This window comes from Rhizobium sp. GR12, assembly GCF_036596185.1.
Taxonomy (GTDB): Bacteria; Pseudomonadota; Alphaproteobacteria; order Rhizobiales; family Rhizobiaceae; genus Agrobacterium; species Agrobacterium nepotum.
Map to the genome: position 1 here is coordinate 90834 of NZ_JASXTH010000014.1, position 13953 is coordinate 104786.

Below are 13953 nucleotides of genomic sequence, written 5' to 3' on the forward strand. Positions count from 1 at the left end.
TCCTTGGGCTGAGAGGAGTCTCACCGCAGCACAGACGCGCGTCAGCTGGATTCCTGTGACGTCCTCGGGTTTGTTCCGGGGAACAGGAATGAGGATTGCGGGAACGCACCAAGCACATCGAGACCTTTGAGAAAAAAGCAGAAATGCACAAGTCACTGATTTCATTCTAGCAATTTCGGGAGGAGAGACCATGGCCGCTCTGGGCGTAGGCCTTATTGGCACGGGTTACATGGGCAAGTGCCACGCTTTGGCGTGGAACAACGTCACCAGCGTCTTCGGCGATGTGGAGCGCCCACGGCTGGTAACGCTGGCGGAGGTCAATCCCGAACTGGCGGCTAAGAAGGCCGCGGAGTTCGGTTTCGCCCGCTCAACGGGTAACTGGCGCGATCTGCTTGCCGATCCGGAGATTGACGTAATCTCCGTCACCACGCCGAATGCCTTTCACCCCGAAATGGCGATTGCCGCCCTCGATGCCGGCAAACATGTCTGGTGCGAAAAGCCGATGGCGCCCGCCTTTATCGACGCGGTGAAGATGCGCGATGCGGCCCGCCGGTCGGGAAAGGCAGCGACGATGGGCTACAACTACATTCAGAACCCTGTCATCCGCCACATGCGCCGCCTGATAGACGAAGGCGCGATCGGCAATGTCTACCATGTCCGCGCCGAAATGGATGAGGACTTCATGGCGGATGCCACCCAGCCCTTCTACTGGAAGAGCGAAGCCTCCTCCGGTTACGGCGCGCTGGATGATTTCGCCGTTCACCCGCTGTCACTGCTGTATTCCCTGTTCGGCCATGCCGAAAGCGCGATCACCGACATGGTGAAACCCTACGAAACGCGGCCGCTAAACGGTGGCGGCGAGCGAGCGGTTGAGACGCACGATCTCGCCAGCGTGCTTTTAAAGCTAGAAGGCGGCATTTCCGCCGTGCTGATCGCCAACCGTTCGGCCTGGGGCCGCAAGGGCCGTATTGCCATCCAGATTTACGGTTCCACCGGCTCAATCCTTTTCGATCAGGAACGGATGAACGAATTCCAGCTCTATACCACCGACGGACGCCCGCAGGAGCAGGGTTTTAGAACCATTCTCGCCGCCCCGCACCACAAGCCCTATGACCGCTTCATCCCCGCCCCTGGCCACGGGCTCGGCTTCAACGATCTGAAAGTGATCGAATGCCGGGAACTGATCGCCGCCATCGAGGGTAAGAAGGCGCATATCATCGATTTCGAGGAGGGCCTGAAGATCGAGCGCAGCATTCATGCCATGGCTCGGTCGTTCGCCGAGCGGCGATGGGTGACTACGCGCGAGATTGCGGAATAGGAATGCTGACTGGTTGACGGAAAGAGCCGACACCTCTCTTCCGTCATGCCGGACTAGTTCCGGCATCCAGCCACGGCGCGTCTGCGCCGTGGAACAGCCTTTTATGATCAAAGACTTCATCATGCTGGACCCCGGATCAAGTCCGGGGTGACGGTGTGTGCCTTACCCCTTAACCGGCGTTTCCGGCACCGGCGTCAGCACCGTGCCGTCCCTGAACCAGCCGAGGATATTGTCGGCTACCAGGTCTGCCATGGCATTGCGCGTCGGGATGGACGCAGACGCAACGTGCGGCAAAAGGGAAACATTCGGCAGCGACAGGAACGCTTCCGGCACCTTCGGTTCGGCGTAGAAGACATCGAGACCGGCGGCACCCACAGCACCGCTCTTGAGGGCCTCTAAAAGCGCATCTTCATCGACGCTAGAGCCACGGCCGACATTGATGAAAACGCCCTGCGGACCAAGTGCTGACAGGATTTCCGCGTCGATCACCTTGTGCGTTTCCGGCGTGCCCGGCACGATGCAGATCAGGATGTCGACGGCTTCCGCCATCTTCTTCAGCGAGCCGTAATAGGTATAGGGCAGGCCATCGCGCTTGCTGCGGGTGTGATAGCCGATCTCCACCTTGAAAGGCTCCAGCCGCTTGGCAATTTCCTGGCCGATGCGGCCCATGCCGAACAGGCCGACCTTGCGGCCGCGCAGCGAAAACGGCGAAAGCGCGAAGGGTCCTTCCCCAAGCCACTTGCCGTCGCGAAGCCAGGTTTCAGCCTGATAAAGACGGCGTACGGTGTTGATCAGCAGCGCAATCGTGGTATCCGCCACTTCGTCGTTCAGCACGTCGGGCGTATTGGTCACCACGATACCGCGCGTAGCGGCGTGTCTGGCGTCCACACCATCGTAACCGACGCCGAAATTGGCGATGATCTCGAGCTTGGGCAGCGCATCGATCCATTTGGCGTTGACGACGCCGGAAACGGCGATGGCGTTGATGCGCGCAGCCGCACCATCAGGCAGAACCGGCTCGGCACCGGCGGGCACAGTCACGATCTCGACCTTGCCTTCGAGGCGTTCGAGAACGCGCGGGTTGATCTTGCCGGGAACGAGAACGACGGCTTGTCTGTCAGACATGGGTGGAAATTCCTCCTGATAATATTCCAATATCGTCAGAGCCGGATTCCAAGTGGATACCGCTTGCGGCTTCCACAATCCCGCTCCTCTGAGCTGATCTTTTCAAACTCCGGCGGCCGTGAAAAGGGCAATAAGGGGATGCTATGGGGGCAGACGGAACTTTCATGCCGTTTTTTTTCGATACATGCATGTCCGTCATGCCGGACTAGATCCGGCATCCAGCCACCCCAAGTCCTTGGGTTGAATAGACTCTTCACGTCGCGCAGACGCGCGCCGGCTGGATTCCGGCCCAAGGCCGGAATGGCGGAGGCTGCAACGCGCAAACCGCACCCACCATCTTCCCATCATGCTAAGCTTCAAACCCGCGGACGCACCGGCCCTGTCGACTGGCGGATGCGCATTTCCGGCTTGATGAGGTGGATACCGTCAGGTTCGTGGCTGCCCGCCAATCTGTCCAGCAGCGCCCGCGCCGCAAGACGCCCCACCTCGGCCTGCCCGTTGGACACGGTGGTCAGCGCCGGTGTGGCGATGGCGGCCTCCTCCAGATCGTCGTAACCCGTGACGGAAATATCGACACCCGGCACCAGACCCGCGCGCGAAACGCCATTCATCAGGCCGATGGCGACCAGATCGTTCCAGCAGACGGCAGCGGTCGGTTTCTGCGGCAGCGACAGGAAATGCACAGCAGCCTCGAAACCGCCCTGCTTGGAGCGCGGACCGGGAATGCGCAGGTTCGGATCAACCTCGATACCCGCCTTGCGCAGCGCATTGACATAACCTTGGTAACGGTCGCGGCCGGTCGATGTCTGGTCGGTACCACCAACCATGGCGATGGTGCGGTGACCAAGGCTGATCAGATGATTGGTCGCCAGCGAAATGCCGTAGCTGTCGTCACCGCGATAGGTCGGCATGTCAACGCCGTCGAGAGAGCGGGCCACCAGAATGGCGGGCATGCCGTTCTCCTCGGCCAGCGTCATATCCTCGATCGGCGTGCCGATGGCGGGCGACATGATGATGCCGTCCGAACCAAGCTGCAGCAGCGTTTCGATAAAGGTGCGCTGTTTTTCGACCGAATCGTAATGGTTGGAAAGAATGAAGGTCTGGCGGCTGCGGTCCAGCTCGGTTTCGATGGCTTTGAGGATTTCCCCGTAGAACGGGTTCATCACATCGTGGAACACCACACCGACGATGCCGGAGCGCGAGGTGCGCAGGCTGGCGGCCCGGCGGTTGTAGATGTAACCGAGCGCCCGGGCCTGTTCCTTGATCTTGTCACGCGTATCGGAGGCGACCAGCGGACTGTCGCGCAATGCAAGGGAGATGGTGGCAGTTGAAAGACCCAGACTTTCGGCGATCGTCGACAATTTGATCTTTTGTGCCACGGTATTTCTCCCCAAACCATGTCAGTGACGGATGTCGCTGTTTAAATCGCAATTAAACAATTTAAACAAAATCCGCAACTGGTTTAAGGAAACCCAACAAAAAGACGGTGTATTTTTAAAAATTCAACAAATTATTGAAGATTGGTATCGATTGCCTTGAGGAGTTTAACCACGGTTCTGATATCCTTGGCCGAAAGCCCCTCTATCGCCCGCGCACCGCAATTGGCGATGGAGACGTTGATATGTTCGACGCTTTTCAGTCCCGTCTCCGTCAACTTCACCAGCGTCACACGGCCATCGTCGTCGTCGCCGCTGCGTTCTACGAAACCCTGGGCTTCCATGCGGCCGATGGTGCGCGTCATGGTGGGCGCCTTGACGCCGAGTTTCTGGGCGATCTGCCCTGGCGTCAGGCTGCCTTCCTGCGCCAGTGCCAGGATAACGCCGTCCTGCCCGGCATAAAGACCGCTTTCGGCAAGGCTGTGGCTCAGCGCCGTGCGCATGGAACGGGCGGCCTGGGTGATGGATTGCGCCAGTTCCTCAGGGTTGAAGCTCTCGTCCCTTTTTTTGGCGTCCTTTATTTTTTTGCCGCCCTTTTCCTTCTTGGCGCCTTTGTCCTTATGCCCAGTTTTGTCCTTGCTCATATGCGAGTGCCTTTTACCCTGTGGCGGAACCGATATATGTTGCTGGAAACCCTTACCGAATGTAGGCGCGGACTGCCAGATGCCAGACTCATACACGCATTATCACGACGAAAACGTAACAGACCCTCATCTTCGCGCAACAGGTGCAATTTCCGTGTTGCCGCTCGGTGCCCATGAACAGCACGGTCCTCACCTGCCTTTCGAGACCGATACGCTGATTGCTCAGGGGATTGTCGCCCGCCTCGCCACCGCTTTGCCCGCTGATTTACCGGTCTCCTTCCTGCCGGTGGAACCCGTCGGATATTCCATCGAGCACACGAATGTGCCGGGCACCCGGACGTTGCGTTACGACGAAGCCATCGAACGCTGGCTCGGCATCGCTGCGGCCGAATATGAAAAAGGCGTGCGCAAATTCGTGATGCTGAACGCTCATGGCGGCAACTCGCCACTGATGACCATCGTCGCCACCGAGGCGCGCGCCCGCTTCGACATGCTGGCGGTGGCCACCAGCTGGACCCGTTTCGGGGTGCCTGCAGATATCGTGAAGCCTGAAGACAAGGCGATCGACATCCATGGCGGAGATATCGAAACATCCGTGATGCTCGCGCTGTGCCCTGAACGGGTGGCGATGGAAAAGGCGGCCGTCTTCCCCTCCCGGCAAAGCGATTTCGCCAACCGTTTCAGGCATCTGCGTGCCTATGGCCCGCACGCCTTCGGCTGGTTGATGAGCGATCTGAACCCCGATGGCGTTGCCGGAAACGCCGCCGCCGCCTCAGCCGAAAAGGGCGAAAGGATCATTTCCCACGCCATTACCGGCCTTGTCGAACTGCTTGAAGACGTCCACGCTTTTGACATAACGTTATTTCATAACAAAATTTGAAAAACTGCGCCGAAACCGGCCAGAATCCCTTTGAACTGCCCGAACGTCGCGCCTATATGGACGTCGACACTTCTTTCTTGGGGCCTCAACCGGCCTTTCTCCACACGAGGTTTCCATGACCGAAACAGCACCAGTCAAGCCCATTCCAGTCACCGTCCTGACGGGATATCTCGGCGCCGGCAAGACGACGCTTCTCAACCGCATCCTGTCCGAGAACCACGGCAAGAAGTATGCGGTGATCGTCAACGAATTCGGCGAGATCGGCATCGATAATGATCTGATCGTCGAATCCGACGAGGAAATCTATGAAATGAACAATGGCTGCGTCTGCTGCACGGTGCGCGGCGATCTGATCCGTGTGGTCGAGGGCCTGATGCGCCGTCCCGGCCGATTCGACGGCATCATCGTCGAGACAACCGGCCTTGCCGACCCGGTTCCCGTTGCCCAGACCTTCTTCATGGATGATGACGTGCGCGCCAAGACCGAGCTTGACGCCGTCGTCGCGCTAGTCGATGCCAAGCACCTGCCGCTGCGTCTGAAGGACAGCCGCGAGGCCGAAGACCAGATCGCATTTGCGGATGTCGTCATCGTCAACAAGACCGACCTCGTCTCCCCGGAGGAAGTCACCCGCATCGAAGATATCGTGCGCGCCATCAATCCTTCCGCACGCATCTACAAGACCACCCGCTCCGGTGTCGACCTCGCCCGCGTTCTCGACCAGGGCGCCTTCAATCTGGAGCGTGCACTCGAAAACGATCCGCATTTCCTCGAGCATGGCCATGAGGACCACGCCTGCGGTCCCGATTGCGACCACCACCATCACGATCATGGGCACGACCACCATCATCACGACCATGATCATGCGCACCATGACCATGACCACGGCCACGATCACCACAACCATGGCGCAGTTTCGGCAATCCATGATGTGACGGTGCAGTCCGTTTCGCTGCGCGGCGGTGAGATGAACCCCGAGCGCTTCTTCCCGTGGATCCAGAAGGTGACGCAGACCGACGGCCCGAACATCCTGCGCCTCAAAGGCATCATTGCCTTCAAGGGCGACGCGGAACGCTACGTCGTGCAGGGCGTGCACATGATCATCGAGGGTGACCACCAGCGCCCGTGGAAAGAAGGCGAAAAGCGCGAAAGCCGCCTCGTCTTCATCGGCCGCGAACTCGACCGCGAAAAGCTGGAAAAGAGCTTCAACGCCTGCCTTGCCACGGCTTGAGGTTTTCGAGGCAGGGCACCGAGACGCCCTTGCGGGTTCTCGGTGCCTTCCCCATTCTCGACGTTATCCTCGGGCTTGACCCGAGGACCCATTGCCGCCAGCATGTGGATGGTCGGATCATCCAGGGGCATGCCCTGGGGACCGACCGTGACGCCACGGGTTGAAACCGCACCAACGGCTCTTCCCGCCTTGGTCAGACCGAAATCCACCAAACGAAAAACACACATACGAAAGACCGATGCCCCATGCCGACTGTTGCCCCGCTTGATATCGCAGGCCACGTGGTCTCGACCCATTTTCTCGGCGACATTCCGCTGTTTGCCACCGCCGCCGGCACCATTCACCGGCTGGATGGCGGCGAGAAGGTGACGCAGGCGCATGACGGGCTTCTGACCTGCATCCGCGACCCCTACAGCGCCACCCTGCTCTCCGGCGGCGAGGACGGGCGCGTCCTGCGCATCGGCCATGACGGCAGCATCAGCGAGTTGGCGAATGTGCCGCGCAAATGGGTCGGCGTCGTTGCCGGCGGTCCGCAGAAGGCGGTCGCCTATGGCGTCGGCAAGTCCAGCTTCGTGCGCCTGTCCGATGGCACGGTCAAGGAATTCAAAGAGGAGCGCACGGTGGAGGCAATCGCCTTCGCGCCCAAGGGCCTGCGTATTGCTGTCGCGCGTTATAACGGCGTGACGCTGCATTGGGTGGCGAGTGCGGGCGATCCGGTCGATCTGGAATGGAAGGGCGCGCATACCGGCGTCATCTTCTCGCCTGATGGTAAGTTCCTCGTCACCACCATGCAGGAAAACGCCCTGCACGGCTGGAAGATGGAGGCGACCAAAGGCGGCATGGAAGCCCGCCACATGCGCATGACGGGTTATCCCGCCAAGGTCAAATCCATCTCCTGGTCTCCGAAGGGCAAGTGGCTCGCCTCTTCCGGCGCCCCCGCCGCCATCGTCTGGCCGTTTGCCGGCAAGGACGGCCCGATGGGCAAGGCGCCCGAAGAACTCGGCAGCCGCGCCAACATCATGGTCACCAACGTCGCTTTCCACCCGGTGGAAGACGTGCTGGCCATCGGCTTCATCGACGGCATGATCCTTGGCGTGCGCCTAGCAGACGGCAAGGAAGCCCTGCTCCGCCGCCCCGGCAAGGGCGCCATCACGAGCATGGACTGGAGCACCACCGGCAAGCTGCTCGCCTTCGCCTCCGAGGCCGGCGACTGCGGCATCATCGACATTTCGGCGTAAGGGGGCGACGGGCGTACGCCCGGTTTCAACGGAAGCCTAATCTCTGTCCTCATTCCTATGCTTGTCACAGGAATGAGGACAGACAGCCGTCTACTCGCTCACCTGACGCCGCGTCAGAAACAGGAGCAGCAGGGCGGCACCGGCGCCGACCGAAGCCAGCCGGATCGACGTGCCGAAGCTTGCATATTGCGACACGAAGCCCATCAGCGGCACCGCAAACAGCCCCGCAAGGAAGATCGAATTCATGTAGAGCGCGGTCGCCCGCGCCGTGCGCCCGCGCGCAAAACCCTGCACGAAGGTCAGGCATGTACCGGCGCAAAGTCCGTAGTAGGCACCTTCCAGCGCAGCGCCAACCAGCATGGCTGGAAGGGTCTGGACCGAGGCTATGACATTGAAGGCGACGATCGCCATCACTGCAGAGACGCAAAGAAGGATACGGGCACTGACCCGGCGCATGATCCTCGGCGCAAGCAGGATCAGCAGAACCTCCATGGCGCATTTGACGCTGAGCGACAGGCCGGGCACATAATCCGGCAGGCCGACCTCACGTACCAGAAACACCGGCAGGGCCGAGGCGCATAAAGCATGCGCAAAAGACATGCAGAAGCTGGCCGCCGCCGCCAGAAGCAGCGGCAGGTTGCGCCGCGTATCGGTGTCGCCCTCTTCCCGCCGTTCCATCGGGCATGTCTGGCCGCGCGGCACGATGGCAAGGGCAAGCCCGCCCCAGATCGCCGCCATCAGCATGGCATTCAGGAACACCGCCTTTGCGCCGGCAAGATCGACGATCAGATAGGCGGCGGCCGGAAGCAGCATCCATGCCAGCGACACCATGGTCCGCAGGAAGGCGTTATAAGCGGCCGTGTCGAGCGCCTTCACCCGACCGTGATAGCGGCCGTAACTGAAAATGAGGGTGCTGGCGGCGTTGGAAAGACCCATGCCGGTTGCCGTTACCGCCACAAGCAGTGCCAGATGCCCGAAGGTTGCAGCCGCCGCCGCAACAAAAGCGCCAAGCACGGAGAGCAACAGCAACGGCCGCACCCGCACACCGGCATCGACACGCTCGCCATACATGCGGCTGGCAACGATCGAGGCCACCATCGCGGTCACGCTGTAGAGACCAAGCGTCGCCGGCGGATGGCCGAGCACCTGAATGATATAAAAACCGATAAACGGCACCACAGCCGCATTTGTCCCGCCGGCAATGAAGACCAGCATAGCAATCATATAGGCCTGGCGATCAAATGCGCCCGGCGAAGCGTTTTTATGCAGCATGGGGATCGACTGGCGGCTGGGAGAGAAGACGGGACCGTGAAGGCCACCTTCACACCAAAACGGCATGCCGTTCAAGCCCGCCCGCAATTTCATTTCCGGGGAACGCAGGCAAAAAAAAGGGGCCTTATGGCCCCCTTTCAGTCATGCGATGCGCCGTTTGTTCTTGCCGGAGACCGTGCGTCATACACACGCAACTCGCGGACTGCTCCCGGCTTATGTCCTGCGCGCATCGTTTTCGCCGAAAATCCCTGTCGATTTTCGATCCGGACGATCAGTGGCGGCGCTTCTTGCCGCGATCATTCTTGTTGTCGATGACGTCGACGGACGTCTTGTTGCCGTTCAGAAGGCCGTTCAGGATACCGGTCTTGTTGCCGTTCAGAATCCCGTTGTTGGACAGGATACCGCTGACACCCAGATCGATGCTCGGCGACACGACGACGAGCGCGCCGCCCTTATTGCTGTTTCCTGACAAAATGCCTCCCAGAAGACCGCCGGCATTGGCCTGACCAACGGAAGCGATAGTAAGAATAGCGGCTATGCAAGCAAACTTGGCAATCATTTCTCTCTCCTCTTATGTTTGATCACGCCCCATGGCGTATTCGAACTGTATATTTAGAGGATTCTAATTCAAGCAAAGTCTAATATTAGAATAAACTATTAACACTAATACTGATTGTTTTAATAAAATTTTATACAACCGAGACGATTTTATTACAGCAAATCTCATCCAGCAACCGTCATGACTTATACCCAAGACAGCAACACGCCACGGCGGGCTTTGTTAACCATACAACTATAAGATATTGCTTAATTAGCGACCGGAGATGCAAATGCGGCTGGGGGGATACATCGCGCTTGTTCTTGGGCTTGCCTGCGCCTCGGTTGCGCGGGCGGGTGAAAAGGCCGATGAACACAATATCATCTACAAGACAGGCATCGGTTACGACACCAATTATTTCGGCGACACCAACCGGCTGGTGGCGATTTCGTTGCGCGCGGGCCTCGGGCTGAACGGAAAGATCGCGCTGGAAGGCGCAGAACTGCGTTATTCGCTCGATCATGAGGAGGTCCGCCTCCCCCGTTACCGTTTCGCCAATGAACACAACACCATTGCCAGCCTGGGGCTGACCACACGCCTGTCGGAGCGGCTGGAATGGGCCGTGGAGTTGCGTGGCACGCGCAGCGACGCCGGCGATATATTCCTGCATCTGCCCGAAGAAGACGTCGGCTACCGGCGACTGGACCATAAGCTGGAGGCCTCAACCCAGCTTGGTATCGTCGCTTTGGGCGGTAAGAACACGCTGACGGCGGGCTTTGCCAGCCTGATGAAAGGCAAGGCGCGTTTCCGTCCGGCCTATTTCATGCCCACCCGCCTGGAAGCCAATGAAGCGCTTCTGTCGCTGAAGGCCGAGCATGTGCGACCGTTGGCCGGCGGCGAGGCCGGACTGACGCTTGCCTATGACCGCCTCGTCGTGCCGGAAAGCCAACAGGAGAGATACGAGCGTTTTGAAGCCAACACATTACGCGGCTCGCTTGCCTATGGTTACAGGTTTTCCGAACGTTTCGCAGTTCTGGCCGAGGTGGGCCTGACAACGATTTCCGGCGACGAAATCAGCGACAAGGTGAAGCGCACCCGGCCCTATCTCAGGGCCGAGGCGGAGGTAAAGGCCACCGACCGCATCGCCTTCGGTGCAGGCTTCTCGCAGGATTATGCGCTTTTCGACCCCGATGACCCCGTTGCCGAGTTTCACCGCCGCTGGCAGTTCGTGGTGAAAAGCAAGCTCGCTGACAAGGTGGGGCTGAACCTTGCGCTGCAGCGCATTCACAAGGACTGGATCTATTATAATTACGACACCAGCGAGCGCAGGCTGGTGGCCACCCTGTCCTTCGATATCGGCAAGAGCAGCAAGCTGGAGATGGAATTCAACCGCCTTTTACACGGCGAGCGCGATACCGACCTCGCTTATAGCGGCTCCAGCGTCACCTCCCGTTTCAGCGGCACCTTTTGAGACAGCCGGCTGGAACACACGGCCTGGCGCAAAGCCATATCGCCGCCATGGCCATCAGGTCGAAATTCGGTCCCAATTTCTGCTAGAGTCGGGTTTCGAGATTCGAAGGCAGGACAGACCGGATAATGAACAGACGATTATTGCTCCTTGCGGCTGGCCTGACCTCCATACCCGTTGCCGCCGCGGCACATCCGCATATTTTCGCCGAAGCGCGCATGGAAATCGTCGAGGGGCCGAACGGCACCATTCAGGAAGTGCGCAACATCTGGCGTTTCGACGAGATGTTCTCGGCAAGCGTGGTGATGGATTACGATAAGAACGGCGACCTGAAGCTGGACAAGACCGAGCTGGCCGATATCGGTAATACCGTGCGGGATTCGCTTGCCGAATATTCCTACTACACCTTCATCACCGCCAACAGCAAAGCGGTGGAATTCGGCAAACCGGACGCTATCCATGTGGACTACAAGGACAAGCAGATCCTGATGTTCTTTTCCGTCAAGCCGACCACGCCGCTTTCCATCAAGGGTAAGCTCAGCTTCGGCGCGTGGGATCCGACCATGTATACGGCAATCGATTTTGCGAAAGACGGCGATCTGGCGACCGTGGGCAAGGATCTCGCCGCCTGTAAGCACCATGTCGTGCGCCCCGACCCGGACGAAGTGATCTCGCAAAACCAGAGCTCGCTGACCGACGCCTTCTTCAACGACCCGACCGGCACCGACATGACGAAACTCTTCGCCACCCGGCTGGAGGTGACATGCTGAACCGCCCCCGCCGTCTGGCCGACCATCTCACCATCGCCGCGATCTGCCTGCTGGCTGTGGCGGGCGCTGCCCACGCGCAATCGCCGCTCGGCATCGGCTCGGCCGAGCCGTCCTTCGCGCTTGGCGGGCCGTTTGCGCCGCTGATGCAATGGATCAACGTGCATCAGCAGATGTTCTACCGGGCGTTGACCGGCGCATTGAAGGCCATGCGTGAAGACAACTGGGCGATGGCATCGCTGATCGGTCTTTCCTTTGCTTACGGCGTTTTCCATGCCGCCGGCCCCGGCCACGGCAAGGCGGTCATCTCCTCCTATATGATCGCCAATGAAACGCAGCTGAAACGCGGCATTCTCATTTCCTTCATTTCCGCGCTCATTCAGGGCGCAATGGCCATCGGCCTCGTTGTCGCCGCCTGGCTCGTCCTGCGCGGCACATCGATCACCATGACGAAAGCCACACAGGCGATGGAGATCGCCAGTTTCGCCATGGTGGCGTTGTTCGGCGCGTGGCTTCTGGCGCGCAAGCTCTGGTCGTTGCGCATTAGACGCGTGCCGGTCTCCGTCTTCGCAACAGCGGGCGAAGCGACAGCCGTCAGAACCACGGGCATGGGCACCGGCCTCAGGTTTCAGGGCAAACCGGTTTTTACCGACCACGACCATAGCGGCACCGGCGACCTTTGCACGGCCTGCGGAAAATCGCATGCGCCCGATCCGCTGCTTTTGAAGGGCAAGAACTTCAGCCTGCACGAAGCATGGTCGGCCATCATCGCCGTTGGCCTCAGGCCCTGCTCCGGCGCCATCATCGTCATGAGCTTTGCGCTTTTGAACGGGCTTTTCCTCGGCGGCGTGCTTTCGGTGATCGCCATGTCGCTCGGCACCGCGATCACGGTGTCGCTGCTTGCCATCATGGCCGTGTCGGCCAAGGGACTCGCCGTGCGTTTCGCCGGTCCCGGCAGCCGCAGGGCAGCGGGCATCAGCCACGCGATCGAGATCGCCGGGGCGCTATTCGTGCTCCTGATGGGCCTTATGCTGCTCGGCGCATCGCTTCAGTTCTGACTTTTATGTGCATCGCGGCGGCGCTGGTAGCGGGCGCGCAGCCAGAACAGCAGGAAAAAGCACAGCACCGCCATCGCGCCGAAGCTTGCCGCAAGCCAGGGCGAATACTCCCCCAGCCACAGCATGATTTTCGGCATCACGTAAAACACCAGCCCGAAGCCGATGATGATGGCGGCGGCCGCTAAAAGGGGCGACCGGTCTCTCTTCTCAGACGTCGGCTTATTGTCAGGCATAGTCATGGGCAAGCTCCGCACGGATATCCTCAAGCTTGCGCTTCTGCGCGCCATCCGCATCGAAATTATCAGGTGAAAGCCAGATTTCGAACGCCTTGCCGATCAAGGGCCATTCGCCGTCAATCATCGAAAACCACGCCGTATCGCGGTTCTTGCCCTTCGAGACCATATGCTGGCGGAAGACGCCCTCGAAGGTAAAACCGTAACGTTTCGCGGTGATCCTGGAGGGCTCGTTTTCGTTGTGGCATTTCCACTCATAACGACGGTAGCCCAGATCCTCGAAAACATGTTTCGCCATCAGATAATGCGCCTCGGTGGACAAAGGCGAGCGCTTCATCTTCGCGCCATGGGCGACGGCACCGACCTCGACCACGCCATTGGCGGGATCGGGCCGCATGTAACTGGCCATGCCGACGACATCGCCGCTGGCGTTTTCCACGAACACCAGCGTCACCCAGCTGAGTTGCCCGGCACTGACAAGCCAGTCGCCGAAGGCGTCGGCATCGGGAAAAGCGCTTTGCGGGAAATATTTGAGAAGCGCATTCGTCCCCTCGCCGCCAAGCGCGGTCCAGAGCTTTGCAAGATGCCTGTCGCGATCAAACGGTTCCGCCGTCACGTAACGGCCCTTCAGCGTCACCGGCTGCGGTGCCGGACATCCCTTAAAATCACTCAGATCGCGCATTCTCTTCCCCATTGTCTGGGAGAAGGATTAGGCCAAGCGGGGATGGATGACAACCGGGAAGTGGGGTGCATTGCGTGGTCCTCGGTGGGTGTGGCTTACACCTTGGTGGGTGTGGCTCACCCCCTC

14 protein-coding genes are annotated in these 13953 nt (G+C 59.8%); 7 read left to right on the forward strand and 7 right to left on the reverse strand.

Features of this window, described 5'->3' with window-relative positions; translation table 11 throughout:
* Positions 1-190: 190 nt before the first annotated feature.
* Complete coding sequence (locus QSK43_RS22075; RefSeq protein WP_332305287.1) at positions 191-1318, forward strand: Gfo/Idh/MocA family protein; 1128 nt, start codon at positions 191-193, stop codon at positions 1316-1318.
* Between the two features lie 162 nt (positions 1319-1480).
* On the opposite strand, the gene QSK43_RS22080 is transcribed toward QSK43_RS22075, so the two are convergent.
* The 3 genes from QSK43_RS22080 to QSK43_RS22090 all read right to left on the reverse strand — a co-directional run bounded on the left by QSK43_RS22080 (position 1481) and on the right by QSK43_RS22090 (position 4463).
* Positions 1481-2443: a 2-hydroxyacid dehydrogenase gene (locus QSK43_RS22080; RefSeq protein ID WP_332305288.1), complete on the reverse strand. Its 963-nt coding sequence runs from the start codon at positions 2441-2443 to the stop codon at positions 1481-1483.
* A 356-nt stretch (positions 2444-2799) separates the two neighbouring features.
* Entirely contained in the window at positions 2800-3822 is a 1023-nt protein-coding gene (locus QSK43_RS22085) for a LacI family DNA-binding transcriptional regulator (protein ID WP_332305289.1), read from the reverse strand.
* A 131-nt stretch (positions 3823-3953) separates the two neighbouring features.
* Entirely contained in the window at positions 3954-4463 is a 510-nt protein-coding gene (locus tag QSK43_RS22090; protein WP_332305290.1) for a MarR family winged helix-turn-helix transcriptional regulator, read from the reverse strand.
* Between the two features lie 79 nt (positions 4464-4542).
* Between QSK43_RS22090 and QSK43_RS22095 the strand changes: the two genes are divergently transcribed.
* The 3 genes from QSK43_RS22095 to QSK43_RS22105 all read left to right on the forward strand — a co-directional run bounded on the left by QSK43_RS22095 (position 4543) and on the right by QSK43_RS22105 (position 7809).
* Positions 4543-5343, forward strand: coding sequence for a creatininase family protein (locus QSK43_RS22095; protein ID WP_332305291.1), 801 nt, complete (start codon positions 4543-4545; stop codon positions 5341-5343).
* Between the two features lie 115 nt (positions 5344-5458).
* On the forward strand, positions 5459-6571 hold the full coding sequence (locus tag QSK43_RS22100; RefSeq protein WP_332305292.1) for a CobW family GTP-binding protein: 1113 nt from the start codon (positions 5459-5461) through the stop codon (positions 6569-6571).
* Positions 6572-6816: 245 nt separating this feature from the next.
* Positions 6817-7809, forward strand: a complete 993-nt coding sequence (locus tag QSK43_RS22105; protein WP_332305293.1) for a WD40 repeat domain-containing protein — start codon at positions 6817-6819, stop codon at positions 7807-7809.
* Between the two features lie 90 nt (positions 7810-7899).
* Here the strand turns inward: QSK43_RS22105 and QSK43_RS22110 are convergent, their stop codons facing one another.
* The gene (locus QSK43_RS22110; protein WP_332305331.1) at positions 7900-9081 is read right to left on the reverse strand and encodes an MFS transporter; all 1182 of its coding nucleotides are present in this window, start codon (positions 9079-9081) and stop codon (positions 7900-7902) included.
* 271 nt (positions 9082-9352) lie between these two features.
* Complete coding sequence (locus QSK43_RS22115; protein WP_332305294.1) at positions 9353-9640, reverse strand: hypothetical protein; 288 nt, start codon at positions 9638-9640, stop codon at positions 9353-9355.
* Between the two features lie 271 nt (positions 9641-9911).
* Here QSK43_RS22115 and QSK43_RS22120 point away from each other — a divergent pair, with 271 nt between their 5' ends.
* The 3 genes from QSK43_RS22120 to QSK43_RS22130 all read left to right on the forward strand — a co-directional run bounded on the left by QSK43_RS22120 (position 9912) and on the right by QSK43_RS22130 (position 12912).
* A complete protein-coding gene (locus QSK43_RS22120) occupies positions 9912-11090 on the forward strand; it encodes a hypothetical protein (protein WP_332305295.1) in 1179 nt (392 codons plus the stop codon).
* Positions 11091-11215: 125 nt separating this feature from the next.
* Entirely contained in the window at positions 11216-11857 is a 642-nt protein-coding gene (locus QSK43_RS22125) for a DUF1007 family protein (RefSeq protein WP_332305296.1), read from the forward strand.
* Entirely contained in the window at positions 11851-12912 is a 1062-nt protein-coding gene (locus tag QSK43_RS22130) for a nickel/cobalt transporter (protein WP_332305297.1), read from the forward strand. The genes QSK43_RS22125 and QSK43_RS22130 overlap by 7 nt, the downstream gene beginning before the upstream one ends.
* Here QSK43_RS22130 and QSK43_RS22135 read toward each other — a convergent pair.
* On the reverse strand, positions 12903-13145 hold the full coding sequence (locus QSK43_RS22135) for a hypothetical protein (protein ID WP_442967878.1): 243 nt from the start codon (positions 13143-13145) through the stop codon (positions 12903-12905). The two genes, QSK43_RS22130 and QSK43_RS22135, sit on opposite strands and share 10 nt — an antisense overlap.
* The gene (locus QSK43_RS22140; protein WP_332305299.1) at positions 13138-13827 is read right to left on the reverse strand and encodes a GNAT family N-acetyltransferase; all 690 of its coding nucleotides are present in this window, start codon (positions 13825-13827) and stop codon (positions 13138-13140) included. Before QSK43_RS22140 ends, QSK43_RS22135 begins: the two co-directional genes overlap by 8 nt.
* Positions 13828-13953: the final 126 nt, after the last annotated feature.

Excerpts from the sequence above, each read along its gene's own strand:
- QSK43_RS22075 (WP_332305287.1), top strand. The coding sequence starts at position 191 with ATGGCCGCTCTGGGCGTAGGCCTTATTGGCACGGGTTACATGGGCAAG.
- QSK43_RS22080 (WP_332305288.1), bottom strand. The coding sequence starts at position 2,443 with ATGTCTGACAGACAAGCCGTCGTTCTCGTTCCCGGCAAGATCAACCCG.
- QSK43_RS22090 (WP_332305290.1), bottom strand. The coding sequence starts at position 4,463 with ATGAGCAAGGACAAAACTGGGCATAAGGACAAAGGCGCCAAGAAGGAA.
- QSK43_RS22095 (WP_332305291.1), top strand. The coding sequence starts at position 4,543 with ATGCCAGACTCATACACGCATTATCACGACGAAAACGTAACAGACCCT.
- QSK43_RS22100 (WP_332305292.1), top strand. The coding sequence starts at position 5,459 with ATGACCGAAACAGCACCAGTCAAGCCCATTCCAGTCACCGTCCTGACG.
- QSK43_RS22105 (WP_332305293.1), top strand. The coding sequence starts at position 6,817 with ATGCCGACTGTTGCCCCGCTTGATATCGCAGGCCACGTGGTCTCGACC.
- QSK43_RS22110 (WP_332305331.1), bottom strand. The coding sequence starts at position 9,081 with ATGCTGCATAAAAACGCTTCGCCGGGCGCATTTGATCGCCAGGCCTAT.
- QSK43_RS22115 (WP_332305294.1), bottom strand. The coding sequence starts at position 9,640 with ATGATTGCCAAGTTTGCTTGCATAGCCGCTATTCTTACTATCGCTTCC.
- QSK43_RS22120 (WP_332305295.1), top strand. The coding sequence starts at position 9,912 with ATGCGGCTGGGGGGATACATCGCGCTTGTTCTTGGGCTTGCCTGCGCC.
- QSK43_RS22125 (WP_332305296.1), top strand. The coding sequence starts at position 11,216 with ATGAACAGACGATTATTGCTCCTTGCGGCTGGCCTGACCTCCATACCC.
- QSK43_RS22130 (WP_332305297.1), top strand. The coding sequence starts at position 11,851 with ATGCTGAACCGCCCCCGCCGTCTGGCCGACCATCTCACCATCGCCGCG.
- QSK43_RS22135 (WP_442967878.1), bottom strand. The coding sequence starts at position 13,145 with ATGCCTGACAATAAGCCGACGTCTGAGAAGAGAGACCGGTCGCCCCTT.
- QSK43_RS22140 (WP_332305299.1), bottom strand. The coding sequence starts at position 13,827 with ATGCGCGATCTGAGTGATTTTAAGGGATGTCCGGCACCGCAGCCGGTG.